26 protein-coding genes, 2 tRNA genes and 1 pseudogene are annotated in these 24,780 nt (G+C 58.5%); 14 read left to right on the plus strand and 15 right to left on the minus strand.

Annotated elements, in window-relative coordinates; genetic code table 11:
• Nucleotide 1: 1 nt before the first annotated feature.
• The 7 genes from U6037_RS15740 to U6037_RS15770 form a co-directional block, all read right to left on the minus strand.
• A complete protein-coding gene (locus tag U6037_RS15740) occupies nt 2-427 on the minus strand; it encodes an ExbD/TolR family protein (protein WP_007915482.1) in 426 nt (141 codons plus the stop codon).
• An 11-nt stretch (nt 428-438) separates the two neighbouring features.
• The gene (locus tag U6037_RS15745) at nt 439-2,235 is read right to left on the minus strand and encodes a DUF2341 domain-containing protein (protein WP_322843634.1); all 1,797 of its coding nucleotides are present in this window, start codon (nt 2,233-2,235) and stop codon (nt 439-441) included.
• Nucleotides 2,236-2,247: 12 nt separating this feature from the next.
• Nucleotides 2,248-3,846 (minus strand): ShlB/FhaC/HecB family hemolysin secretion/activation protein, encoded by a 1,599-nt coding sequence (locus tag U6037_RS15750; RefSeq protein WP_322843635.1) that lies wholly within the window; start codon nt 3,844-3,846, stop codon nt 2,248-2,250.
• A 56-nt stretch (nt 3,847-3,902) separates the two neighbouring features.
• Nucleotides 3,903-4,514, minus strand: a complete 612-nt coding sequence (locus tag U6037_RS29465; RefSeq protein WP_007915478.1) for a transposase — start codon at nt 4,512-4,514, stop codon at nt 3,903-3,905.
• Between the two features lie 261 nt (nt 4,515-4,775).
• Complete coding sequence (locus U6037_RS15760; RefSeq protein WP_322847333.1) at nt 4,776-5,984, minus strand: DSD1 family PLP-dependent enzyme; 1,209 nt, start codon at nt 5,982-5,984, stop codon at nt 4,776-4,778.
• A 74-nt stretch (nt 5,985-6,058) separates the two neighbouring features.
• Nucleotides 6,059-7,387, minus strand: coding sequence for a D-arabinono-1,4-lactone oxidase (locus tag U6037_RS15765; protein WP_322847334.1), 1,329 nt, complete (start codon nt 7,385-7,387; stop codon nt 6,059-6,061).
• Between the two features lie 76 nt (nt 7,388-7,463).
• Nucleotides 7,464-7,820: a c-type cytochrome gene (locus tag U6037_RS15770; protein ID WP_322843636.1), complete on the minus strand. Its 357-nt coding sequence runs from the start codon at nt 7,818-7,820 to the stop codon at nt 7,464-7,466.
• Nucleotides 7,821-8,153: 333 nt separating this feature from the next.
• Between U6037_RS15770 and U6037_RS15775 the strand changes: the two genes are divergently transcribed.
• The 4 genes from U6037_RS15775 to U6037_RS15790 all read left to right on the plus strand — a co-directional run bounded on the left by U6037_RS15775 (nt 8,154) and on the right by U6037_RS15790 (nt 12,327).
• Entirely contained in the window at nt 8,154-9,779 is a 1,626-nt protein-coding gene (locus U6037_RS15775) for an NADP-dependent glyceraldehyde-3-phosphate dehydrogenase (protein WP_322843637.1), read from the plus strand.
• 130 nt (nt 9,780-9,909) lie between these two features.
• Nucleotides 9,910-10,260 (plus strand): DUF3302 domain-containing protein, encoded by a 351-nt coding sequence (locus U6037_RS15780; protein WP_038368661.1) that lies wholly within the window; start codon nt 9,910-9,912, stop codon nt 10,258-10,260.
• 5 nt (nt 10,261-10,265) lie between these two features.
• Nucleotides 10,266-11,225, plus strand: coding sequence for an HlyD family secretion protein (locus tag U6037_RS15785; protein WP_141129243.1), 960 nt, complete (start codon nt 10,266-10,268; stop codon nt 11,223-11,225).
• 61 nt (nt 11,226-11,286) lie between these two features.
• On the plus strand, nt 11,287-12,327 hold the full coding sequence (locus U6037_RS15790) for an FUSC family protein (RefSeq protein ID WP_322843638.1): 1,041 nt from the start codon (nt 11,287-11,289) through the stop codon (nt 12,325-12,327).
• 3 nt (nt 12,328-12,330) lie between these two features.
• Here U6037_RS15790 and U6037_RS15795 read toward each other — a convergent pair whose 3' ends face one another.
• The gene (locus U6037_RS15795; RefSeq protein ID WP_322843639.1) at nt 12,331-13,224 is read right to left on the minus strand and encodes a DMT family transporter; all 894 of its coding nucleotides are present in this window, start codon (nt 13,222-13,224) and stop codon (nt 12,331-12,333) included.
• Between the two features lie 138 nt (nt 13,225-13,362).
• Here U6037_RS15795 and U6037_RS15800 point away from each other — a divergent pair, with 138 nt between their 5' ends.
• Both U6037_RS15800 and U6037_RS15805 read left to right on the plus strand, forming a co-directional pair.
• A complete protein-coding gene (locus tag U6037_RS15800) occupies nt 13,363-13,800 on the plus strand; it encodes an Lrp/AsnC family transcriptional regulator (RefSeq protein WP_064381847.1) in 438 nt (145 codons plus the stop codon).
• Nucleotides 13,801-13,857: 57 nt separating this feature from the next.
• Nucleotides 13,858-14,175 carry a YceK/YidQ family lipoprotein gene (locus tag U6037_RS15805; protein WP_322843640.1) on the plus strand — a complete coding sequence of 106 codons (318 nt, stop codon included), beginning with the start codon at nt 13,858-13,860 and terminating at the stop codon, nt 14,173-14,175.
• Nucleotides 14,176-14,261: 86 nt separating this feature from the next.
• On the opposite strand, the gene U6037_RS15810 is transcribed toward U6037_RS15805, so the two are convergent.
• Nucleotides 14,262-14,933, minus strand: a complete 672-nt coding sequence (locus U6037_RS15810) for a Bax inhibitor-1/YccA family protein (RefSeq protein ID WP_008081508.1) — start codon at nt 14,931-14,933, stop codon at nt 14,262-14,264.
• A gap of 122 nt (nt 14,934-15,055) precedes the next feature.
• Between U6037_RS15810 and U6037_RS15815 the strand changes: the two genes are divergently transcribed.
• Nucleotides 15,056-15,143 (plus strand) — tRNA-Ser (locus U6037_RS15815).
• 207 nt (nt 15,144-15,350) lie between these two features.
• Here the strand turns inward: U6037_RS15815 and U6037_RS15820 are convergent.
• Together U6037_RS15820 and U6037_RS15825 are read right to left on the minus strand one after the other, a co-directional pair.
• Entirely contained in the window at nt 15,351-15,581 is a 231-nt protein-coding gene (locus tag U6037_RS15820; RefSeq protein WP_322843641.1) for a hypothetical protein, read from the minus strand.
• Nucleotides 15,582-15,723: 142 nt separating this feature from the next.
• Nucleotides 15,724-15,936 carry a hypothetical protein gene (locus tag U6037_RS15825; protein WP_322843642.1) on the minus strand — a complete coding sequence of 71 codons (213 nt, stop codon included), beginning with the start codon at nt 15,934-15,936 and terminating at the stop codon, nt 15,724-15,726.
• A gap of 289 nt (nt 15,937-16,225) precedes the next feature.
• Here U6037_RS15825 and U6037_RS15830 point away from each other — a divergent pair, with 289 nt between their 5' ends.
• From U6037_RS15830 to U6037_RS15840, 3 genes and pseudogenes are all read left to right on the plus strand, one after another.
• Nucleotides 16,226-17,254, plus strand: a complete 1,029-nt coding sequence (locus U6037_RS15830) for an acyltransferase (protein WP_322843643.1) — start codon at nt 16,226-16,228, stop codon at nt 17,252-17,254.
• 41 nt (nt 17,255-17,295) lie between these two features.
• Nucleotides 17,296-17,457: pseudogene (locus U6037_RS15835) on the plus strand (MFS transporter); the annotation flags it as partial.
• The gene (locus U6037_RS15840) at nt 17,432-17,641 is read left to right on the plus strand and encodes a hypothetical protein (RefSeq protein ID WP_322843644.1); all 210 of its coding nucleotides are present in this window, start codon (nt 17,432-17,434) and stop codon (nt 17,639-17,641) included. The pseudogene U6037_RS15835 and the gene U6037_RS15840, both read left to right, overlap by 26 nt.
• 9 nt (nt 17,642-17,650) lie before the next feature.
• Here U6037_RS15840 and U6037_RS15845 read toward each other — a convergent pair whose 3' ends face one another.
• Together U6037_RS15845 and U6037_RS15850 are read right to left on the minus strand one after the other, a co-directional pair.
• A complete protein-coding gene (locus U6037_RS15845) occupies nt 17,651-18,064 on the minus strand; it encodes a cupin domain-containing protein (protein ID WP_322843645.1) in 414 nt (137 codons plus the stop codon).
• A gap of 123 nt (nt 18,065-18,187) precedes the next feature.
• On the minus strand, nt 18,188-19,087 hold the full coding sequence (locus tag U6037_RS15850; RefSeq protein WP_322843646.1) for a transcriptional regulator GcvA: 900 nt from the start codon (nt 19,085-19,087) through the stop codon (nt 18,188-18,190).
• A 110-nt stretch (nt 19,088-19,197) separates the two neighbouring features.
• Between U6037_RS15850 and gstA the strand changes: the two genes are divergently transcribed.
• Both gstA and U6037_RS15860 read left to right on the plus strand, forming a co-directional pair.
• Entirely contained in the window at nt 19,198-19,809 is a 612-nt protein-coding gene (gstA, locus tag U6037_RS15855) for a glutathione transferase GstA (protein ID WP_322843647.1), read from the plus strand.
• 85 nt (nt 19,810-19,894) lie between these two features.
• A complete protein-coding gene (locus tag U6037_RS15860; RefSeq protein ID WP_322843648.1) occupies nt 19,895-20,275 on the plus strand; it encodes a RidA family protein in 381 nt (126 codons plus the stop codon).
• Between the two features lie 166 nt (nt 20,276-20,441).
• Here the strand turns inward: U6037_RS15860 and U6037_RS15865 are convergent, their stop codons facing one another.
• Nucleotides 20,442-20,900 (minus strand): hypothetical protein, encoded by a 459-nt coding sequence (locus tag U6037_RS15865; RefSeq protein WP_322843649.1) that lies wholly within the window; start codon nt 20,898-20,900, stop codon nt 20,442-20,444.
• Between the two features lie 225 nt (nt 20,901-21,125).
• On the opposite strand from U6037_RS15865, the gene U6037_RS15870 reads away from it, so the two are divergent.
• A complete protein-coding gene (locus U6037_RS15870; protein WP_322843650.1) occupies nt 21,126-23,114 on the plus strand; it encodes a U32 family peptidase in 1,989 nt (662 codons plus the stop codon).
• A 115-nt stretch (nt 23,115-23,229) separates the two neighbouring features.
• Here U6037_RS15870 and U6037_RS15875 read toward each other — a convergent pair.
• Nucleotides 23,230-23,304: transfer RNA gene (locus U6037_RS15875), tRNA-Gln, on the minus strand.
• 319 nt (nt 23,305-23,623) lie between these two features.
• Here U6037_RS15875 and U6037_RS15880 point away from each other — a divergent pair.
• Nucleotides 23,624-24,652 (plus strand): alpha/beta hydrolase, encoded by a 1,029-nt coding sequence (locus tag U6037_RS15880; RefSeq protein ID WP_322843651.1) that lies wholly within the window; start codon nt 23,624-23,626, stop codon nt 24,650-24,652.
• Nucleotides 24,653-24,780: the final 128 nt, after the last annotated feature.

Consider the following 24,780-nt stretch of genomic DNA (forward strand, 5'->3'; position numbering starts at 1 on the left):
CTCAGCCCTGACTCGGTTTGCCGGTCACAAGACCGACCTGGGACAGTTCGAGCCGGCGCAACAGGTCCAGCACTTCGATGACTTTCTGGTACTGCACCGTGGCGTCACCGCGCACGATCACCGGGAAATCCGGGCTCTGCGCCTTCTCGATGCGCAGGCGCTCTTCCAGCTCGGCCAGCGTCACCGGGTAAGCGTCGAGGAAAACCTGCCCGCCGTCATTCACCGAAATCGCCTTGGTCTTGGCCTCGGACAGCGACACCGAAGCGCTGGCCTTGGGCAGGTTGATCTGGATCCCGGAGACCTGCGCGGTAGCGGTGAGGATGAACATCACCAGCACCACCATCAGCACGTCGACCAGTGGGGTGATGTTGATGCTGTCCACTGCTGCATCTTCATCATCGTCGTGGGAGGCATTTACGGACGCCATGTCAGTGCTCCTCAGGCCGGTAGAGAGTGGTTGGCGTGATGGCCGCGATGCGACGACTCACTGAACTGACTCTCGCCGTGCATCTCCGCCAGACGGGTGATGAACTCATCGACGAACACGCGCATGTCGGCGCTGACTTCCTTGTTGCGCGTGATCAGGCGGTTGTAGCCAAACAACGCCGGGATCGCGACGAACAGGCCCATGGCGGTGGCGAGCAAGGCTGCGGCCATACCCGGAGCAATGGCGTTGATGTTGACGTCGCCGGCCATCGCTGTGCCGAGGAACACCACCATGATCCCCAGCACGGTGCCGAGCAGGCCGATGTACGGGCCGCCGGCGATGGCGTTGGACAGGGTCGAGAGCTTCGAGCTGAGCTGCTGATTTTCGCGGGTACGCACGCCGTCCATCGAGCAGCGGATCGCTTCGATGGTCGCAGCCGAAACCGAGGAGGTATCGGCGCCCTGCTCGCGGCGGGTGCGAATTTCTTTGACCGCCACCAGGTACAGGCGCCACAGCGACGAATGCTGCAAACGCTGCGCGAGTTGCACGTCGTCGGCGAACATCTCCAGACGCGTGCCGACCTTGGCGAACTGCACGCGGAAGTCTTCGTTGGCGGCAGACACGCGGCTGAGGCTGCGGTTCTTGCGCAGCATGATGATCCACGACTGGAACATCATCAGCACCAGCACGGCGATGATCACCCAGGCGTCGATTGGCACGGCGTTGAGCAGGAAGCCAAGGCTGCCGAAACCGAAACCGGACTGTTCTTCGTCGACACCGTAAGCCACCAGTTTCGACTCGGCGCCTTGCGAGGTTGCGTCGGCCAGCAACAGCGCCGCCGGGCGTGAAACCTTCGACAGGCGCAATTCATCGATAGCGCCCACGAACGGCTGGAACGGACCTTCGTGCACGTCAGCGCCGATGGCCATGACCGAGTTGAATGCGGGCATCGCCTGAGCGAGCGTGGCCGCTTCGCGACCGTTGATGAACAGGGTCACTTTCGAGCCTTCAGCGGTCAGTGCGACGTGTTGCCATTGGCCCGGATTCAGCGCTTGGGAGGCGACGACACGTTGGCCGTCGATCTCTACAAACGGCACACCTTGATTGGCACCGACCAGCAGGCTGTTGGCGCCTTCACGACGGGCGAGAATCAGTTGTTCGCCATTGGCCTGATCCAGACGCAGCCAGGCACTGAAGGTGAACGCACTGCCGGCGTTGTGTTGCAGCGAAGGACTGGCCGGCAGCAACAACGGCTGGCCGCTGAACTGCAACGCGCGCCCGACGACGCCGTCAATCGCCGCGCCGGTCGCACTCTGCGCGGTATTGCCGTAGGCGGTGGTGTCTTTGGCCGGGGTGCCGGTGGCGCCGTCGAAGTGATAGAGCGCGGTGTAATTCGGATCGAAAGTTAGCTGGCCGTTGCCGGTCGCCGGGGCCTTCTGATTGCCGTAGTACATCCAGATGTCCTGGCGCTGACCGCCCTCGACATTCGGCAAATCGACCCAGATCAGCGCCATGCCCATCAATGCGTCGAAACTCTCGATCTGGTGGTTGAACACGGTTTTGTCATCGGCAGCAACAAAGCGCAGATCCGAACCGTCCTCCTTCACCCCGTCGAAGGTGAAGTTGCCGGTGTGCAGGCGCACCAGCAGCGCCGTGCGACCGAGGGCCTGATTGATCGCCGCGCCTTGCGGCGTGGTGTCGACGGCGATCTGTTTGCGGTAGTGCCAGTCGTCCTGCCACCAGGCCTGAGCCGTGGCCGGGAGCACGAAGCCCAGGCAGATCAACAACGAAAGAATGAGGCGCTGCATGAACGTGCTCCTTTAAAAAGTGGCTTGAAGGTTGAAGTGCAGGCGCGATTCCTGCTTCGAGGTGTTCGGCCCTTCGAGTAGCGGGTAGCCCCAGTCGAGGCTGCCGGACAGCCATTTGCTCAGGCTGGCGCGGGTGCCGAGGCCGACACTGGCCAGGGCGTAATTGGCGTCCTGATCCGGCAGTTCGTCGCGCAGATACAGTTGCGCGCCTTCGGCGAAGGCATAGAAACGCCAGTCCTGCATCCACGTGCCGGCGTACTTGGCCAGCGACGGCGTGCGCACTTCCTGACTGAGCAGCAAGCCGTCATCACCGGTGCGTTCGGCGGCCAGATAGCCGCGCACCGAAGTAGCGCCACCGGCGGAGAATTGTTCGTTGGAAACCAGCGGCCCGGACGCGAGTTGGAATGCGGCTTTGCTCGCGCTCTGCCAGTCGCTGTCGAAGGTCCAGGTGTAATTCGTGTCGCCCTTGAGCACGGCGAAACTCGGTTTGGCGCGGTAGCGTTTGTAGTCGAAGTCTTCGTCGGAGCTGCCGTAGCCGAAAATGCTACGAGTGGCGGCTACCAGGCTCAGGCCGAGGCCGAGCTGGCTCTTTTCGCTGTAGCGATAGCCGTTGTAGGCGAAGGTGAACGGTGCGTATTGCAGCGGGACTTTGTCGCTTTCGCCGGACAGGGTCAGGCGTTCGTCGAAGTCCTTGAAGTCGATGCCGGCCGACAGCGAGTTCGACCAGTTGCCGCTGGAGGGCAGCGTGTAGATCGCCGAGACGCCATAGGAATGGCCCTTGCCGAGCACGTTGCTGCCGCCGATGGTGGCGACGTTGCTGTCGGACTGATAACCGGAGAACTGCACGCTCCAGCGCTCGGTCAGCGGCGCGGTGTAGGAGCCCGACCAGACCTTGGCGTTGTCGGTTTCCTGCGGTGCGGTGAAGTACGTCAGCGAGATGCTGTGGCCGAGTTGCCAGAGGTTGTTGTAGCCGAGGCTGGTGACGGTGCGCAGCTTTTCCGTGTCGGCACTGTAGTCGTTGTTGAGGCCGACGCTGGCGGTCCACGGGTTCTGGTCTTCGACCTGCAGATCGACGTCCATGGTGCCGGGGCGCTGACCTTCGCGCACCAGCGGCATGACTTGCCGGCCCGGGGTTTTGTTGAGTTGCGCCAGTTCGCCCTGGACCTTGGCGAAGTCCGGCACCTCGCCTTCCTTCAGCGCCGGGACGTCGTCGCGGATGTCCAGCGGCGAATAGTGTTTGGCGCCGACCACACGCACGCGGCCGACCTTGGTTTCGCTAACTTGCAGATAGACGATGCCGTCAGCGACGGCTTGCTCCGGCAGTTCGACGAACACCGATTGATAGCCACGTTCCTGATAGGCCTTCTGCAAGGCATCGCGTGCGCCTTCGATATCGCTGAGGGCTTTTTGCGGGCCAAGAAACGGGTAGACCGCTTCCTCAATCGCCCGCGCATCGAGCACGGTGTTGCCGCGCACGAAGTATTCGTTGACGTCGACCAGACGCTTCGCCGCCGCGTTTTCGGCAGCCTCTTCGGCCAATGCCGGCTGCGCGCCCGCCGTCACCAGCAGCCAGCCCCACAGCGCCAGCCGTGACTTGAAAATCGGTTCCACACTACCCCCTGAATTCGCGATGACCTGTTGGCGTTTCGAACGCCGCGTGTATGGCGTCAATTGCTGGCTGTCGAGGCGCAGGCGTGTTTGCCCAGCCACGTGTGCAAAAGCGCGAAGTTCAGCGAGAACTCGGGCATTTGCAGCAAGGCACCGCAGAACACTTCGCCGATGATTTTTTGAATGAGCAGCACCGCGCGCGGCTCGTTGAGCAACGTGGCGATGTCGCGACTGAGGGCGTTGAAGCTCCAGACTTTCTGGTTCAGGCCAAGACCGACGAACCAGCGGAACAGCAGGTTGTAATTGAGCTGTTCATACAGTTGCTGTTCGCTGGGCACCGAATAGAGCAGTTGCAGGAGCAGGATGTGCATCACCGTTTGCGCGGGAATCAGCATGCCCGGCTCGGCATTGAGGTCGTGCAGGAGCTCGCGGTGGGCGTCGAGCAAGTCGTCGATCTGCGGGCGCAGCAACACCAGCGAATGGCCCGGCGGAATGTAGCTCGACACCTCTTTCAAGGCACCCTGCCAGTCATCCTGCGAGACAATCCAGACCCACGGCGCGCCGTAGCGATACACCGAAACCGGCTTCTTGCGCGCGGCTTCGACGATCTTCGACAAGCGTTGATCGAGTTCCTGCATGCCCACTTTCGAGTAGCGTTCCATAGTCCCCATTGCCTCACTCCCGGCGTCCCGCCTCGGCTTGTGAAAAGCGCCCCGTTGGGCCCCTCAAGCGCGTTACATAGGCATGACCGGACTGGCGATGTGCTACCGAACTTTTGTCATAAAAGCTTCATTACCGCGTATGGGTGTACACGCATCCAATGTAGGAGTGAGCCTGCTCGCGATAACGGTGTGTCAGCCAAATAAATATCAACTGACAGGCCGCTATCGCGAGCAGGCTCACTCCTACAGGGGATTTGTGGTGATTTCAGGTCAGGTGTAGACGGGCCAGGTGTCGACGATCTTGCCGTTGCGCACGGCGAGCAGATCGCCGAATTGCAGAAGTACGGCTTCGGTCTGGGTCGGGCGCAGGAACACCTGGTCTTCCACAGTGAGGCCGACTGCACTGGAGCCGTTGACCATTTCCTGATTGGAGCTGCGGCCATACACGCCGTTGCTTTGCAGACCAGCGGGCGATTCGAACTCGGCCATCCAGTTGCCGCCATAGATGAAGAAAGTCTGACGCTGATTCGCGTCCCACCACGAGAACAGTTTTGACTTGTCATCCAGCGCCGGGATGTTCACAGCCCCCGTGCTTTTTAGAACTGGCGTGGCGATGTAGGTCGCGGGCACATGCTCGGTGAGCGAAGGCAAATCATAGTGCGTCGGTTTGAGCATCGCCGTACCCACGGAAACCTCGGTACTCAGTTTCTCGTTTTCATGAATGCGATAACTCGGGCTGCCAGCGGTGTTCAGGCACAAGCCGTCATGCCACAACGCGGGAAATTGCTGCCGGGTGAAATCGACGCAGCGCTGATAAATCACCATGACCTTGGCGAACAGCTCCTCGGGTGAGCCGAGAACTCCCGGCACGCCCATACCCACGAACGGGTCGTAACCCATGAACCCGGCGAATTCCAGATGCTGGGGGTTGGCGCTGATCAGCGTAAGCATCTGCCCCAGCACCTGCTCATCACTGACCCCGCCGCGATGCAGGCCGACATCCAGCTCGATGTTGATGCGCATCCGCGTGCCCAGTCCTTGAGCCAGCGCAAGGTATTGCTGCAAACGTTCGGGACCGTCGAGCAGCCATTGCAGTTGCTTCGCGGGATCGAACGGGCCTTTGTGGGATTGATAAAACAGCTCTGCCGAACGCACCGGCAATGGCTTGCCGAGCAGAATGTCGGACTGCGGAAAAACCTGTGCATCGTGATTGAGAAACGGCTGATGAAACGACATCAGCTTCTGCGTTCCGGCACGTTGTGCGATGTAGCTCAACAGCCCCGGTGACGGCAGCGACTTCTCCACCAGACGCAATTGTTTGCCGCCGCGCTTGACCGATTGCATCACCACATCAATGTTGTGATCGAGACGATCGAGATCGATCAGCAGCACCGGGCGCATTGGCCCGTTGTCCTTCAATTCTTTGTTCAGTGCGCGGAAATAATCGCTGTACGGCGCGCCCCGATCACCCGGTCGCAACCACGCGCCACCCCCCACCAACAACGCGCCGACACCCAATGTACCGAGGAGAAAATTACGTCGATTGACCGCCATCAACTCACCCCCAAAATCGAAGACAGATGCGCATTGAGGAACCGCCCGCTCGGATCCAGCGCCTGGCGCACATCGACAAACTCGCGCCAGCGTGGATACAACGGCTGCAGGTTTTTCGCGTTGAGCGTGTGCAACTTGCCCCAGTGCGGCCGGCCGTTGTACTTCCAGAAAATCGGCTCGACCGCCGCAAAGAAATTGTGATGATCCATCTGGTAATGCTGGTGGACGGAAATCGAACAGCTGTCGCGGCCTTCGAACATGCTCAGCGCAATGTTATCCGCCTTGACGTAGCGGTACTCGATGGGAAACCAGGTGCGCAGGTCCTTGTCCTGAATCAGCTTGAGGATTTCGCGCAGGCAGGCCGGGCCGTGCTCAGCCGGTACCGAATATTCCATCTCGTTGAAACGCACGGTGCGCACGTTGGCGTAGATGTCGAACGAATCACCCACGCGATCATCGAAACTGGCCAGATGGCGCAGGCTATTGAGCAGCGTGCGGCGCAGGTCGGGGAAGTCGCTGCCGTACTTGTCGATCTTCTCGATCAGGGTGACGAACTCGTTGCCGCCCTCTTCTTCCGGGCTGATCGGCGGCGTGGCCGGGTCGTCGGTTTCATTGAGGGCGATGGACAAGGCATAGTCGGAATGCGTGACGACGAGCATTTCCCAGTGCTGGTTTTCACGGGTGTTGTTGTCGAGGTCTTCGAGCAGTTCTTCGGTTTTGGCGATCCATTGGCGCTCGCGCAGGCGATAGGCCGGGCGGTTTTGCAGGCGGATTTTTGTTGCCACACCGAGGGCGCCGAGAGAGACGCGCGCAGCGTTGAATACGTCCGGGTGGCGCTGGCTGTCGCAGTCGAGCACCTCACCACTGGCGGTGACCAGTTGCATGCCGCAGACGTGGGCCGAGTAGGACTGGAAGTTTTTGCCGGTGCCATGGGTCGAGGTAGCGATGGCTCCGGCGAGGGTCTGGTAATCGATGTCGGCCATGTTTTGCAGGGCCTGGCCGATGTCTTTCAGCGGTACGCCCATGCGTGACATCGGTGTGCCGGCGGCAAACTCGGCTTGCAGGGTTTTCGCATCGTGATCGAGCAGACCGTTGAAATAGCTCAACGACAACAGCGTGCCGTCGGTGGGCACTAGCGCGCTGAACGAGTGCGCCGAACCGACCGGGCGGATCTTGCCTTGTGCCTGCTGGATCACGGCCACCAGCTCATCGAGATTCTTCGGCGCCAGCCGCGCCGCTGGCAGGCAACTCTGCCCGCCCGACCAGTTGCGCCACGGAATCAAGCGTGGCGCCCGCAGCAACTGGCCCAATGCCGGACTGCTCGCCAACGCACTGAACGCGCCGACAATACTTGCCCGTTGCAACAACTGACGCCGTGTCAGATCCATTGTCATGCCGGGCACCTTATTCTGGGAGGGGCTGGTCGGCCATGAAGCCGATCAATTGCAGGAATTGTTCTTCCGAGCACTCGACGCACTGGCCCATCGGCGGCATGCCGTTGTAACCGTTGATGGCGTGGTCGAGCAGCGTGTCGGTGCCCTGCCGGATGCGCGGCTCCCAGGCTTTGCGGTCGCCGGTGAGCGGTGCGTTGGCCGCCGGGTTTGCGTGGCAGAGCTGACAACTGTTGGCGTAGATCTGCGCCAGTGCCGGGTCTTTGGGCATGGCGTTGTTGTGGGTGGTGGCCGGGGGTTCGGGGTCTTCGCCGCAGCCGAACAGCGCCAGCGATAACGCCATTAATAATGTGAGTCGGATTGCCCGCATAACGGCCTCGCTTATTGTTGTGCTCACACCTTAAGGCAGCGGCCGCAGCAGGTTGAGGGCATTGCAGGCCAGAGAGGGGGCATCCGGGGACATGACCTCCCATGTAGGAGCTGCCGAAGGCTGCGATCTTTTGATCTTGCCCCTCCAAAAGCAAAATCAAAAGATCGCAGCCTTCGGCAGCTCCTACAGGGTTTTCGGTGGGAATCACCGCTCTGCTGTGCGCCTCTGCGTGACATTCGGGTGACATTTGCGGGTTTAAATTCCGGCGCATTCAGGCGTATAACCTGTGAAGGCTTTTTGATCTGCATACGGACATCAACACGGGGTAGCGACATGACCACAGCAAACATCCTTGGCAATCTGTTCCCTTCTGTCAGCGACATCCCGGAAAAATACCGCCTCGACGCTCAGGTCGAGCAACGTGAATATCTGGTCGACGGCCAGTTGCGCCGCTGGGACGGCCCGCTCGCCACCGTGCGCAGCCCGGTCTATCTGAAAGGTGACAATGGCGACGAACAAGTCATTCTCGGCAGCACGCCGCTGCTTGATGCCGACACCGCCCTCACCGCCCTCGACGCCGCCGTTCGCGCATACGACCGTGGCCAGGGCCTGTGGCCGACCATGCGCGTAGCCGAACGCATTCAGCACGTCGAAGCCTTCCTCGGCCGCATGCGCCAACAGCGCGATGCCGTGGTGAAGTTGCTGATGTGGGAAATCGGCAAGAACCTCAAGGACTCGGAAAAAGAGTTCGACCGTACCTGCGACTACATCGTCGATACCATCAATGCACTCAAGGAACTCGACCGCCGCTCCAGCCGATTCGAGCTGGAGCAGGACACCCTAGGGCAGATCCGCCGCGTGCCGCTCGGCGTAGCGCTGTGCATGGGCCCTTACAACTATCCGCTGAACGAAACCTTCACCACGCTGATTCCGGCGCTGATCATGGGCAACACCGTGGTGTTCAAACCGGCCAAGCTCGGCGTGCTGCTGATCCGTCCGCTGCTCGAAGCGTTCCGGGACAGCTTCCCCACCGGCGTGATCAACGTGATCTACGGCAGCGGCCGCGAAACCGTCAGCGCACTGATGGCCAGCGGCAAGATCGACATCTTCGCCTTCATCGGCACCAACAAGGCTGCCAGCGACCTGAAGAAACTGCACCCCAAACCACACCGCTTGCGTGCGGCGCTGGGGCTGGATGCGAAGAACCCGGGCATCGTCTTGCCGGAAGTCGACCTTGAAAACGCCGTCAGCGAAGCGGTGACCGGCTCGCTGTCGTTCAACGGCCAGCGCTGCACCGCGCTGAAAATCCTCTTCGTCCATGAAGACGTGGTTGACAGCTTCATTGAAAAATTCAACGCCAGATTGGCCACGCTGAAACCGGGCATGCCGTGGGACAGCGGCGTGTCGCTGACTCCGCTGCCGGAATCGGGCAAGGTCGATTACCTGCACGGGCTAGTCGCCGATGCGCGCAGTAAAGGCGCCGAAGTGGTCAACCCGAATGGCGGCGAATCCCGCGAGTCGTTCTTCTACCCGGCGGTGCTGTACCCGGTGAATCCGCAGATGCGCGTGTATCAGGAAGAGCAATTCGGCCCGGTGGTGCCGATCGTGCCGTACCGTCACCTCGATACCGTGATCGATTACGTGCTGGAGTCGGATTTCGGCCAGCAGTTGAGCATCTTCGGCACCAACCCGGTGGCGGTCGGCCGCCTGGTCGACACCTTTGCCAACCAGGTCGGGCGGATCAACCTCAACGCCCAGTGCCAGCGCGGGCCGGACACCTATCCGTTCAATGGCCGCAAGAATTCCGCCGAAGGTACGCTCTCGGTGCACGATGCGTTGCGCGTGTTCTCGATCCGTACGCTGGTGGCGACCAAGTTCCAGGACAGTAACAAGGACTTGATCAGCGAGATCATTCGCGGACGTGATTCGAGCTTCCTGACCACCGATTACATCTTCTGAGCAACTGTCACCAGGATCATGAATAAGTAAAAAGGCGACGGCATCCGGCTCTGATCAAAAGTCGCCAAGCGCCCGGCAAATCAGTGTCTACACTGATGCCAGCACTGTGCTGGATGCCGGGAGCTTGACCATGCTGGATTACTTTGCGCTAGGGGTTTTGGTGTTTGCCGGGCTCGTACTGTTTTACGGGATCATCGTGTTGCACGACATTCCCTATGAGATTGCCGTCCATCGTAAACACCCGCATCAGGATGCGATCCATGCCACTGGCTGGGTCAGTCTGTTCACGCTGCATGCGCTCTGGCCTTTCCTGTGGATCTGGGCGATGGCCTATCGAGAAGATCGCGGCTGGGGCTTCGGTGACGGTAAATCCGTGCAAAACCATGTCGTTCGCCTGGAGCAACAGGTGGTCGAACTGCAAGGACGCCTCGAACGACTCGAAGCGCTGAACGCCACTGCTCCCCACAACAGGGAGGGCTGAACGCCATGGATCTACTCCTTATCCTGACTTACGCCGCGATCTGCGTCGCAGTGTTCAAGATCTTCCGTATCCCGCTGAACAAATGGACGGTGCCCACCGCCGTACTGGGCGGCATCCTGATGATCGGCGCCTTGATTTTCACCATGAACTACAACCATCCCTACTCCGAGGTGGCACGTACCTATTTCGTTTCTGTGCCGGTCATCCCCATCGTCAGCGGCCAGGTGATTGATGTGCCGGTGAAGGGTAACGAGCCACTGGAAAAAGGTGATGTGCTGTTCCGCATCGACCCTACGCCGTTTGAAAACCGGCTGAAATCACTCAAGGCGCAACTGGTCGCTGCCAAGGGTGATCGCTACCGCATCACCGAGTTGATCCGGCGCAACTTCGGCACCCAGCGCGAACTGGATGCCGCGATCGCCCGCACCGATGATCTGCAGGCGCAACTGGATAACGCCCAGTTCGAACTGGACAACACCACCGTCCGCGCGCCGAGCAAAGGCTTCGTAACTCACGTGTCCTTGCGGCCGGGGATGATGGCGAGCAAGTTGCCGTTGCGTCCCTCGATGGTGTTCATTCCCGAGGAAGGCCAATACTTTGCCGCGTGGATGCGCCAGAACAGCCTGCTGCGCCTGACTGTCGGCGATGAAGCGGAAGTCGCGTTCGATGGCATTCCCGGCAAGGTTTTCGCAGGTCGGGTGAAGAATGTCATCGGGGTGATTGCCGAAGGTCAGGTGCAACCGTCCGGCACTTTGATCGGCTATACCGGTTCGCCGCCGGCCGGGCGCGTGCCGGTGATCATTGAAATCACCGATCCCGAGTTCGCCCAGTACAGCAAGTTGATGCCGGGCGGTGCTTACGGGCAGGCCGCGTTGTACAGTCAGCACTTCCACCACATTGGCACGATGCGCAAAATCCTCCTGCGTATGGCAGCATGGATGAATTACATTTTCCCTTTCCATTGACCTGAAGCCCAATCACGAGAGGCCCGCACTGAGTACTTACAGCACCCATCGACTTCCGCCCTTGCTGCGCCGTGTCCTGCGTCCGTTGCTTGATCCTTATCGACGTTACCGGCACGCGCGGCTGATTCATGCGGTGCGCGTGGCCCTCGGGTTACTGGCAACCATCCTGCTCACTACCGGTATCAACCTGCCGCATGGCGAATGGGCGTCAGTGACCATGCTGGTGGTGATCGGCGGCTTGCAACACCATGGCAACATCGGCAAAAAAGCCGCCGAACGCGCCACCGGCACCTTGATCGGTGCCGGCGTCGGGTTGCTGTTGGTGGCACAGCAGGCGTGGCTCGGCATGCCATGGCTGACCTATTTTGCGATGGCAGTGGTCTGCGGTTTCTTCTCTTATCACGCGATTGGCAAAGGGGGTTACACCGCCCTGCTTTCGGCAATCACCGTGTTCATCGTCGCCGGACATGGCGACAACCCGATCACCGACGGTTTGTGGCGCGGCGTCGACATCTTGATCGGGATTGCGTTGGCACTGGCCTTCTCTTTCGCCCTGCCGCTCTACGCGGTGTATTCGTGGCGCTACAACCTCGCCGATGCCCTGCGTGATTGCGCCACGGTGTATGGGCGGATCATCAGCGGCCAACCGGTCAGCGCCGATGAGCATTTGAAACTGATGGGGCGGCTCGGTGCGGTGATGGTGCAGTTGCGTTCGTTGATGCCGTCGGTGTCCAAGGAAGTGAAGATTTCCATGACCGAACTCGATGCCATCCAGCGCAATCTGCGCATGTGCATCAGCACGCTGGAGATCCTCGGCAACACACGGCCGGATGCCAACGATCCCGAGGCCATGGCCCATTTGCAAGCGGCATTGAAAGCTGAACACCGGCAGATTCGCGTGCAACTGATCGGCATGGCCCGGGCGTTGAAAACCGGTGCCTCACAACGCCTGGACAGGCCGCTGGAGTTGCCGGAGCCCAACCTCGATGCGCCGGTTTACAGCGCGCTGGATGGCTACCGGTTATTGACTCGACAACTGGCGGCGAACATCGCCGAGATGCGCCAGCGCCTGGCGAAAACCGCACCGCGCTGGAACATCTGAGGGTTACTGCGCGGCCAGTCGCCGGCGCTTCAGGCCCCAGCCCTGTTGCATGCCGGCGGCGGCCAGCAGGATCGCCGCTACGCCGAGCCATTGCAGGGTTTCCAGGCGATGACCGAACGCGAACCAGTCGACGAAAATCGCCGCGATCGGGTAGATGAACGACAGTGCGCCGGTCAACGCGGTCGGCAACTTCTGGATCGCGCCGTACAGCAGCACATACATCAAACCGGTGTGGACGATGCCCAACGTCACCAGACTGGCCCAGGCACTCGGCGCTTGCGGCAGCGCACTGAAATGCGCGAACGGTGCCAGCAGCAAAATCCCGGTGCAGACCTGAATCAGCGCGATCAGATGGGGCGGCGTGCCGGTCAGGCGCTTGATGATCAACGCGGCAATCGCATAGAGAAACGCCGCACCCAGCGCCAACCCAATCCCCATCAGATAGTCGTTGCCGCTTTCACCCTGAGTGCCGTGGGCACTGACGATCGCCAGCATGCCCATGAACGAAATCGCCAGCCAGAAGAGCTTCTGCAAAGTGATTTTTTCGCCGAGAAACAGCGCCGCCAACCCGACCAGCATGAACGGCTGGACGTTGTACACCGCCGTGCCGATGGCGATCGAAGCGCGGGAGTACGAGGCAAACAACAGCACCCAGTTACCGACAATCGCCATCCCGCTAACCACGGCGAGCAGAAATGTGGTGCGGGTCAGAATGCCCGGGCGCAAGAAGCCGAACGCCGCGCAAATCAGCAGCAAAGTCCCTGCGCCGAATACGCAGCGCCAGAACACCACGTCCAGCACCGGTTGCCCGGACACCAGCACGAACCAGCCGATGGTTCCGGATATCAGCATGGCGGCGGTCATTTCAAACGAGCCACGACGGATTGTTTTGTCCATCATCAATCTCCTGTCTTTGTGGCAAAAGTATGCCAAGCAAACCCGCAGGCGCTCCAGCGCAAAAAGCAGGCTAAACTCGACATCTGCCTTTTTTATCGTGGGTAGTTTTCACTAATTGCCTAATGCTGGAGTTTTTTCATGACTGACGATATTGATCAGATCCTCATCGGCGCATTGATGGAGGATTCGCGGCGCTCGCTCAAGGCCTTGGCGCAAATCAGCGGATTGTCGTCGCCAAGCGTGGCTGAACGCTTGCGTCGACTGGAAGAGCGCGGCGTGCTCAAGGGCTACACGGTCGAGATCGACCCGAAATGCTTTGGTTACCAATTGCAGGCCATCGTCCGTGTGCGGCCATTACCAGGGCAGTTGCAGGAGGTAGAACGGCAGATCCTGTCGATTCCCGAGTTCACCGAGTGCGACAAGGTGACGGGCGAAGACTGCTTCATCGCCCGTCTGCACGTGCGCTCAATGGAACAACTGGACACGCTGCTCGACCGCCTCAATACCCTGGCCGAAACCAATACCGCCATCGTCAAGAAGACCCCGGTCAAGCGTCGTTTGCCGCCGATGGCCTAAATGCTTTTTCCGCACGTTTGGCGTAGATTGAGGTTTTTCCGGCGAAGGATTGGCGGTATGAAGTTTCGGGCAATGATGCTGATGGCATTAGTGTTAAGCGGTTGCGGGACAGTGCAGACGGTCGTGCGCGACGATCAGGTCGCCGTGGACGATCTGAGATCGAACAAATCCTATTGCGGGGCGGTGCCGAGGATCTACAGCGGCGTGATGTATGACTTCTGCAGTTTGCATGCGCCGATAGACGAAGGTAACAAGTACAACGCCGCCCTGCCCGGCTGGGCGCTCGATGCCGTGGCTTCCGGGGTGCTCGACACCTTGTTGCTCCCCTACACCATCTATAAGCAACAGGCTGATGGCAGCATCGTCATCAATTGATCGATAGCTTGCACGCATCCGCCGACTTTCTTGCAGGCAACAAAAAACCCGCATAAGCGGGTTTTTTGTTGTGTCAGTACAACTGATCAGTCGTCACGGCTCATGATGCCGAAGATCTGCAACAAGCTGATGAACAGGTTGTAGATCGATACATACAGGCTGATGGTCGCCATGATGTAGTTGCGCTCGCCGCCGTGGATGATGGCGCTGGTCTGGAACAGGATGCACACCGACGAGAACAGCACGAAACCTGCGCTGATCGCCAGTTGCAGGCCGCTGATCTGGAAGAAGAAGCTCGCCAGCGTTGCACCCAGCAACACGAAGAAACCAGCGGTGATGAAACCACCGAGGAAGCTCATGTCCTTGCGGGTGATCAGCACGTAGGCCGACAGACCACCAAACACCAGCGCGGTCATCGCGAAAGCCGAGCTGACCACTTCAGCGCCGCCCTGCATGCCCAGGTAACGGTTGAGGATCGGGCCGAGCAGGAAACCCATGAAACCGGTCAACGCAAAAGCGGACACCAGGCCCCACGCGGAATCACGCAGTTTGTTGGTGAGGAAGAACAGCCCGTAGAAGCCGATCAGCACCACGAAAATGTTCGGGTAGCCAACACGCATCTGCTGGGCAACGAAAGCCATGACGCCGCTGAATGCGAGGGTCAGAGCCAGTAGGCCATAAGTGTTGCGCAGGACGCGGCTAACCTCTAGCTGCTCAGCCTGCACGCTGTTATTAACTGCGTAATCCTGTTCGCGCATGGCGACACTCCTGTTGGTTTGAAACGTTCAGTCGCAAAGATCATAACAGACGCTCTGTAACAAGCCATGCAGAGAGTTTGACAGTGTGTTTCATTCAGGTATTATGGCGCCCGCAACGCAACGGAGGTGTGGCCGAGTGGTTTAAGGCAACGGTCTTGAAAACCGTCGACTGTAACAGGTCCATGAGTTCGAATCCCATCGCCTCCGCCATCTTATGTACGACAAAGCCCTGATTATTCAGGGCTTTGTCGTTTCTGGGGTTTGGACAAAGCGCGGCTCGCGCTGAAGTGTTCCATAACTCACAGATTTTCAGCCCCTTCCCGGCGTTCTGCCGACGTACACCAACAGAAGAAATGCGCCACCGGCGCTACCTCACGAAATGATGACGTGCCAGGACCGGTCACAGAGAGTGGTGCACTAACCAATGTTGCGGTCCACCCAGTACCTGACCAGCCAGCTCGGGATCAACAGGGTGCGAGATGCGTCGACTTTTTTGCTGGCGTCCGGTGATCGCTCTATTTCAACACCGAAATAAACCATCCAGCTTCCATCGGCCTGCTTTTCGAGGGCCGCCAAGTACGTCCCGACCTCTGCCTCGGTCAGACCGCTCTGCTCTGCGATCAGTTTGTTAGACGGTTGTTCATCCACTTCAGCCTCCTTGATCCGGCCTGATGTCGAGTCAAGCACAAATACCCACTTGTACGAATCACAATAGCCGCGATCGCAGGCAGATCAATCACTGGGCTTCAGTGGGTCTTCTTCGAAAAAATATGCACACGTCGCTGCGCAATCAGATGCTCACCGCCGGAGAACCAGATCGCCTGGATGCGCAGAGAACACCCGACAAAAGACCGCCGAGCAGGGTGACGATTAGCTGGCCAGCTGAATCGGCGAGTTGCAGATTCGGAACATTCGCCCGAAAGACGCGTCGCAGATAAGTAATATCGCTGATGCCGGCCTGCTGCCTGGGCACGCAAAAGGGGACATCATGTTGCGTGTTCATTGTCGCGACGCGTTATTGCAGGACAGAACGACAAGGGGATCTGCTCGCGAGGCACTCCAGACCGGTTCTGCGGAGTTATCGAGATCACGGCGGCGCTTGCGCCTGCCTCCAAACAAGCGATATCGGATGCCCCAGATCCAATCCAGAAACACAGAAACTGAATCTAGTTCGCTGATTCCTTGTGCTATTTACGCACTTGATTCAGAATCCACGAGAAAGCAAGGAGGCTGGTGCACCGAAACTCGGGTCGCAGGACTTCTTTTCTGAATAACGAATGGATAGTCCGAAAATGAACGGAAGCCACAACTTACAAAACATACAATTTTTGCGCTTTATTGCGGCAATACTTGTAGTTGCGCAGCACGCTGTATACTTTTCCAGCCTGGCTACCGACACACCCGCCAGCAAGTTTCTTAGTTGGGGATTTGGTGACCTCGGTGTTTTTGTTTTTTTTGTTATCTCCGGCTTCGTCATTGCCATGCAGACCGACCGAAAGCCTGCTCAATTCATGCTGCACAGGATTCTCCGGATTTACCCTGGATATATTGCTGCCATTATTTTTTCGACGACCGTGCTCGTTATTTTTTCCGGTTATCGCCCCTCTCTCACTGACACATCAATGTCAATATTTTTAATCCCTACCGGCTCATTAAACGTATCGTTCCAGGTACCGTATTGGACACTGATATATGAGATGTTCTTTTACGCGCTGATCCTGATGCTCATGACCGTGTTCAGAGGACACAAAAATCTGATTGATTCTGCGGTTTTCCTGTGGCTTCTTGTAATGATCTTTCAGACAGCGCAAGGCGTGACGTTCAACGTAGCCATGCCGACTTTGGCTGAGATCCCGTTGTCACCGCTGAACATTTACTTTATTGCAGGTTTTTTCTTATCAAGAATTCTTTTGTCTGAAAAACAAGGTCTCGCTCTTTTTGCGCTGTTCCTGATCGCTGTATCAAGCATTTTCATTCCCGCGATGAAAGGTCCGCTTTCAACCTGCGCACTGACCATCGTTGCAATTATCTGGGCAATCAAATCAGCGCCGCTTCCGAAATTCTTGAATAATCTTGGTGACTATTCTTATGGAATATACCTTGCTCACCTGCCAATCATTTACTGCGTATATTGGGCAGTCAAAGACACCGACACCAATATCTCTACTTCCATCCTATGGATGGTCATTGCGGCACTCCCGATCGCAATTCTATTCGGCAAGATTGAGCACCAGCTTTATAGAACGAAAATACGCCCGGGCATTGATAACTTCATCGGCAAACGGATGATGACGAATCAACCTCAAAGCGATGTTGCCTGACTTTTACGCTATCAATGAAAGTCGTTAGGCGAGTCAGGTAACCCTTGGCCGGTTTGCTGGTGGCGTTGTTGGCGGCGGGCCTGGGCACACAAGGCGTGATCCTGATTCTGGCCGTCCTGACTATGCTGCTGGGCACCGCAGCGGTATGGTGGTTCGCTGACAGCAGAGGACCCCTGAATGCCGAAGAAACCACTGGCGCCTAGAGAAAACGCAACCGCCGCCGACATCGAGCGCTCGATTCAAGCCCTGAACAAAATGGCCGAGCGCTTGTGGGGCGAAGGCCGGGAAGCCGAGGCGAAAGCGCTGCTCGATGCCCTCGATGCGTTGAACCGGGCGCTCGACCGCATCAGGATTGGAGAAAGTCGCCGAGCGGCGACGCTCCATTGAGGTGTGGGCCTACGGTTTGAGGATCAGCAACGGCTCACCCTTCTTCACGATGTAAGTCGCCAATTCCGAACCCTTGTCCGCACCCACGTTTTTGGCGACATGCGCCACACCTTCCGGAATGAACAACGAATCCCCCGCTTTCAGCGTCACCGGCGCCCTGCCCTCCAGTTGATATTCGAAAGTACCGCTGATCACATACGCGACCTCAACACCGGGATGCGCGTGTCTTGGCGAGGTCACGCCCGGTTCGAAATCGACGCGAGCCTGAATCACTTCGCGCTCGGCAGCCCCGAGATCCTGGCGAACCAGATCCGTGCGGCTCAAGCCTTGTTGCCAACTCTTGGCCGGTGCGTCAGCCGCATGGGTGACGCCGATCATTGAAGCGAGTATCGCGGCGCTGGCCAGTAACAATGGACGATGCATGGTGTTGCCCTCTCGAACGTAGTGGTGTGGTGGCCTCTACTTTGAGCGGGTCATGTAGGGAGGATGTGTCGTAAACCCCGGGTTTATTGTTCACGTGTGTATCCACGGCAGATTGATACACGCTTATACAAAGGTCTCTCTGGCTAGCGGTTGCGCTAACAGCCATGCCCTGAAGGCGACGATTTTCTTCACCTGTGCCGTTTCACGGGGCGTCACCAGATAAAAACCCAATTGATCTTTCAAACGCAGATCGAAAGGTACGACCAGACGCCCGGCTCGCAGATCGTCCTCGACATAGGTCGAACGGCCAATGCACACGCCCTGCCCGTCAACCGCCGCCTGTACTGCCATCATCGCCAGATCAAAGGTCAACCGTGGCCCCTCGGCGAGTCGCGGCGGTTGGCCCGCAGCGCTGAGCCAAGTGCTCCAGTCATTAGCTGTCACACCGCTGACCTGCAGCATTGTGTGCCTCGCCAGATCTGCAGGCGTGCTCAATGTCTTCGCCAGTGCGGGGCTGCACACCGGAAAGATTTCATCGGACATCAAAAAATCGGCCTGCAAGCCCTTCCAGTCACCACGCCCGTAACGAATCGCCGCATCGATAGCGCCCTTGCGAAAATCGACCAGCTCAGTGGACGCACTGATCCGCACATCGATATCGGCAAACGCCTGCTGAAAGGACGGCAGTCGCGGCAGCAACCACTTCGATGCCACGGACACCAGGGTGCTGATAGTCAGTACGCTTTTGTGGCGTCCTTCAAGCAATTGCTCAGTCGAATAGCGCAGCTCCTGAAACGCCGCACGAATGCCCGGCAAATAGGCCTGCCCTTCTTCGCTGAGCGCCAACCCTTCGGCGAGCCGCAGAAACAGATGCACACCCAGCTCCGCTTCGAGTCGACGAATCTGGTGGCTGACAGCTGTTTGGGTGACGTTGAGTTCTTCGGCGGCTTTGGTAAAACTCATGTGTCTGGCAGCGGCCTCAAAGGCTCTCAGGCCGTTGAGCGAAGGTAGTGAGACAGTCATGGAATCAAGGGAGCTCATGAGATTTTGTCATAAGCTAGCACCGTAAATGACCTTTGCGAAAGCTGCGCGGGTGCAGGATTGTGGCGCCTTCGACATTGCAAGGAAGTGCCATGAAACTGTATTTCGCGCCGATGACCTGCTCGCTTTCCCCGCATATTGTGCTGCGGGAACTGGGTTTGCCCTTCGAACTGGTTCGCGTCAACAACCAAAGCAAACGCACCGCCGACGGGCGTGACTTTCGTGAGATCAACCCGAAGGGCTACGTCGCCGCATTGCTGCTGGACAACGGCGAGGTGCTGACGGAGGGGCCAGCGATCCTGCAGTTTTTGGTCGATCAGGTGCCGGGCAACACGCTAGCGCCACCCAATGGCACTTGGGAGCGAGCGCGTCTGCAAGAACACCTGAACTTCATCAGTTCGGAAATTCACGGTGGCAGTGCACCGCTGTTCAACGCCGAAATCCCGCAAGCGGTCAAAACGATTTTCAGACAGAGGCTGTTCAAGCGTCTTGATTATCTGAATCAGCAACTGTCGGATCAGAACGGCCTGATGGGCATATTTGGCGTAGCCGATGCTTATTTGTTCAGCGTACTGACGTGGCTACCGACGTTCCACATCGACATACAGGACTGGCCGGCACTGGCCACCTATATGCGCCGCATCGCCGCCCGCCCCAGTGTCATTGCGGCCATTGCCGCGGAGGCGGCGACGCAGCCTGTCTGATCGACCTCAGCAGCCATGGAACGGGCCATGTTGGCCCTGAATCTGTAAACTGGCGCGATCTTTATTCGCTCAACAAGGGATCAGCATGGCTAACCAAGACATCACCTTCACCCCGGATCCGGACGCAGATTCGATTTCGTCGGACGTCACCACGTTCAACGGGATCATGGTGTCCACGCAGATCCCGACCCGTGCCGATGGCAGCCTGGAACTGGGCGATATCACCGTGCAAAGCGAATGCACCCTGCAGGCGTTGAAAGTTGCACTGGAGCGCGCCGGCAGCTCGATGGATCGGGTGATGCACCTGACCATTTATCTGACCGATATGGCCGATCGCGCGGCATTCAATGAGGTTTACAAGCGCTACTTCGCCAAGCCATGGCCGGTGCGTGCGGCAGTGGGTGTGGCCTCGCTGGCAGTTGAAGGAATGCGTGTGGAAGTGACTGCGATGGCGGCCAAGGCCTGATTTTTTTCGCAGCAGTCCGTAGGCTGCCCTCACAAATTTGGGGGCGGTCGAACGCATTGAAAAATAAATAGGGCGCTAGCCAAACACAGCGTGCGGATTGAGACGGTTAGCAGGCGCCGCTACGTACACTTCAAGGCATTTGCCTCAAGCGTTTATCCAGCCAAACTTAAAGAGGACCGGTTGCCAGAAGAAATAGCTTCCCTTCTGATACTTGATATGTTTTGCCCTCGTGCACGACCTCAAACTTGAATGTTGCCGAGATCGAATCGTTCAATTTTTCGCGGTTAAATGTAATCTCTCCGTTTTGCGCATACAACACTTCCGACGCTACCGTCATGACCCCCTGTACATCACTCCCCTGCCCTCCAATCTTATGTGTACCGTCCTTCAGGGAGCGACTTATTACAAATGAAATGATTTCCGTGGAATGTTGACCAATAACACTGAACACTTTTTCCGTGCCGAAATAGAGCTTCCGCGTAGCGGAGAATTTCGGGGTGCCAATGCCCGGATGAGCGGGATCAATGATTGCCTTGTAGTACTCTTCGGCCGGGGCCTCACGCCGAGACTTCAACGATGCAGTATCAGTGATACCAAGGTATGTAAAAGCGCTGTTACTTTTCATAGCCTGAAGCTCCATTTTCATGTGTGGTGTATATCCGTGAACCTTTTTCTATTCACCACCTGATACTTATGTTTTTAATCCGGCAGCACAACTGACAGACTTTACAGTTACGCGCTATGCGTATTTATGTTAAGCGCTAGTTACCCGACATCGGTACACGGATGCCGCCCAGCCGTTTCGCAGGTACAATACGCGCCTAACCGTGACAGCCTGACTAAAAAAACTATGTCCTTGCCCAAGCATCACCTGGAATTGCTCAGCCCTGCCCGCGATGTCGCCATCGCCCGTGAGGCGATCCTGCACGGCGCCGACGCCGTGTACATCGGCGGCCCGAGCTTCGGTGCGCGCCACAACGCCTGTAATGAAGTCGGCGAAATCGCCGAATTGGTGGAGTTTGCCCGCAAGTATCACGCGCGCATTTTCACCACCATCAACACCATCCTGCACGACAACGAACTGGAGCCGGCGCGCAAGCTGATCCATCAGTTGTACGACGCCGGCGTCGACGCGCTGATCGTTCAGGATCTGGGCGTGATGGAACTGGACATTCCGCCGATCGAGCTGCACGCCTCGACCCAGACCGACATCCGCACCCTAGAGCGGGCGAAGTTCCTTGATCAGGCCGGTTTCTCGCAGCTTGTTCTGGCCCGTGAGCTGAACCTGCAGGAAATCCGCGCGATCGCCGAAGAAACCGACGCCGCCATCGAGTTCTTCATTCATGGCGCGTTGTGCGTGGCCTTCTCCGGCCAGTGCAACATCTCTCACGCGCAGACCGGTCGCAGCGCCAACCGTGGCGACTGCTCGCAGGCGTGCCGTTTGCCGTACACCCTCAAAGATGAAAAGGGTGGCGTGATCGCTTACGAAAAACACCTGCTGTCGATGAAAGACAACAACCAGAGCGCCAACATCCGCGCCCTGGTTGAAGCCGGTGTGCGCTCGTTCAAGATCGAAGGTCGCTACAAGGACATGGGCTATGTGAAGAACATCACCGCCTATTACCGCCAGCGCCTCGACGACGTGCTCGACGACCGCCCGGACCTGGCCCGCGCTTCCAGCGGTCGCACCGCGCATTTCTTCCTGCCGGACCCGGAAAAGACTTTCCACCGCGGCAGCACCGATTACTTCGTCACCGATCGCAAGATCGACATCGGCGCTTTCGACTCGCCGACCTTCACCGGCCTGCCAGTGGGCACCGTCGAGAAAGTCGGCAAACGCGACATGCAGGTCGTCACTCAGGAGCCGCTGTCCAACGGTGACGGCTTGAACGTGCTGGTCAAACGCGAAGTGGTCGGTTTCCGCGCCAACATCGCCGAAGCCAAAGGCGAGTTCGAAGAAGACGGCGAGAAGCGCTACCGCTATCGCGTCGAGCCGAACGAAATGCCCGAAGGCTTGTTCAAGCTGCGCCCGAATCACCCGCTCAATCGCAACCTCGATCACAACTGGCAACAGGCCCTGCAAAAGACCTCTTCGGAGCGTCGCGTGGCCCTGAGCTGGGTCGCTCGTCTGCGTGAAGAACAACTGGAAGTGACCGCCACCAGCGAAGAAGGCATCAACGCCAGCGTCACCCTGCCCGGTCCGTTCGGTGTCGCTAACAAACCTGAGCAAGCGCTGGAGCAATTGCGCGATCTGCTCGGCCAGCTCGGCACCACGCAGTACCACGCCACCGACATCAAGCTGGATGCGCCACAGGCGTTCTTCATCCCCAACTCGCAGCTCAAAGCCCTGCGCCGTGAAGTGATCGAGAACCTGACCGCCGCCCGTGTCGCCGCGCACCCGCGTGGCAGCCGTAAAGCGGAAACCAGCCCGCCGCCGGTATACCCGGATTCGCACCTGACCTTCCTCGCCAACGTCTACAACCAGAAGGCGCGCGACTTCTACCACCGTCACGGCGTGAAGCTGATCGACGCGGCGTATGAAGCGCACGAAGAGCCGGGTGAAGTGCCGGTGATGATCACCAAGCACTGCCTGCGTTTCTCCTTCAACCTGTGCCCGAAACAGGCGAAAGGCGTGACCGGCGTGCGCACCAAAGTCGCGCCGATGCAGTTGATCCACGGCGATGAAGTGCTGACACTGAAGTTCGATTGCAAGCCGTGCGAAATGCACATCATCGGCAAGATGAAAGGCCACATCCTCAACCTGCCGCAACCGGGCAGCGTGGTCGGCCACATCAGCCCCGAAGACCTGATGAAAACCATTCCGCGCGCACCGCACTGAGTGGATGGCGTGTGCGGTGCTTCGGCGCCGCGCACGCCTGCGTTACCAACGCCTGGCCAAATCGCAGGCATAAAAAAACGCCAACTTCTTGCGAAGTTGGCGTTTTTTTCGAATATGGCAGGGGCGGCTGGATTCGAACCAACGCATGGCAGGATCAAAACCTGCTGCCTTACCGCTTGGCGACGCCCCTACTGCTCTTTCCAGCTACTTCGTTAGGTTCGCTGTGAGAACGGGGCGCAATTTACCAAGGTTTTTTGCCTTTGGGAAGCGCCAAGTGAAATATTTTTTGTTTTAAAACAGCGACTTATTATTTTGGCCTGAATCAGGTCCATGCTGAGCCGGCTTCGCCGCCGTGTATCACACTGTGTACGAACCCCACCGCGACACATCGACTTTCAACAAAGCCGTTTTACGACACAGCCCAGATACGTCCCAACGCTCAAATGCACTCAAGGTTTCAAGGGTTCATTCAGACCCCTTGACCAAAGGCTCGCAAAGGAGACGTCACCATGAAGATGGCACTGCACACCCGCAAAACCGCGTTCGGTTTGTCGATTCTGGCTTTGTCGTTGTTCGGCGCTTTTGGCACCACTCAAGCGCAAAGCGCTGAACCCGCCGCCGTCAGCTATTCCGCGCCCTCGCCTTTCGGCCCGCTCAAGCATGTGAAGGCCGGCGTGCTCGACGTCGCCTATGCCGAAACCGGCCCCGCGAATGGCCCAGTGGTGATCCTGCTGCACGGCTGGCCCTACGACATTCACAGCTACGACGAAGTCGCGCCACTGCTGGCGGCCAAGGGATATCGGGTGTTGATGCCCTATGCCCGGGGTTATGGCGATACGCAGTTCCTCTCCAAAGACACCCTGCGCAATGGTCAACCGGCGGCGCTGGCCAGTGACGTCATCGACTTCATGGATGCGCTGAAGATCAAGCAAGCGGTACTCGGCGGTTATGACTGGGGCGCACGGTCGGCGGACATCGTTTCGGCGTTGTGGCCGGAACGTGTGAAAGCGCTGGTCTCGGTCAGTGGTTACCTGATCGGTAATCAAGCCGCCGGGCAAAACCCGCTGCCGCCCAAGGCTGAATTGCAGTGGTGGTATCAGTTCTACTTTGCGACGGACCGTGGCCGTGCCGGTTACGAGAAGAACACCCACGACTTCGCCAAATTGATCTGGCAGACCGCTTCACCGCAATGGAAATTCGACGACGCCACGTTCGACCGCAGCGCCAAAGCGCTGGAGAATCCCGATCACGTTGATATCACCGTGTTCAACTACCGCTGGCGCCTCGGCTTGGTCCAAGGCGAAGAGAAGTACGCCGCGCTGGAGCAGAAGCTCGCCACCGCGCCGTCGATCAGCGTGCCGACCATTACTCTTGAAGGCGACGCCAACGGTGCGCCGCACCCGGCGCCGGAGGATTACGCCAAGCGCTTTACCGGCAAGTATCAGTTCCGCTTGATCAATGGCGGGATTGGCCACAACTTGCCGCAGGAAGATCCGCAGGCGTTTGCCAAAGCCGTGATCGACGCTGACCACCTGTAGAAACAAAAAAAGCAGTCAGCCGCAAAGGCTGACTGCTTGATTACTTGAGGGTGGGATTGAGGGATGGTCACGTTTTACAGATTCTTTGCCTGAACGGGCGTCATCGCGAGCAGGCTCACTCCTACATT

This window comes from Pseudomonas sp. B33.4 (assembly GCF_034555375.1).
GTDB lineage: Bacteria > Pseudomonadota > Gammaproteobacteria > Pseudomonadales > Pseudomonadaceae > Aquipseudomonas.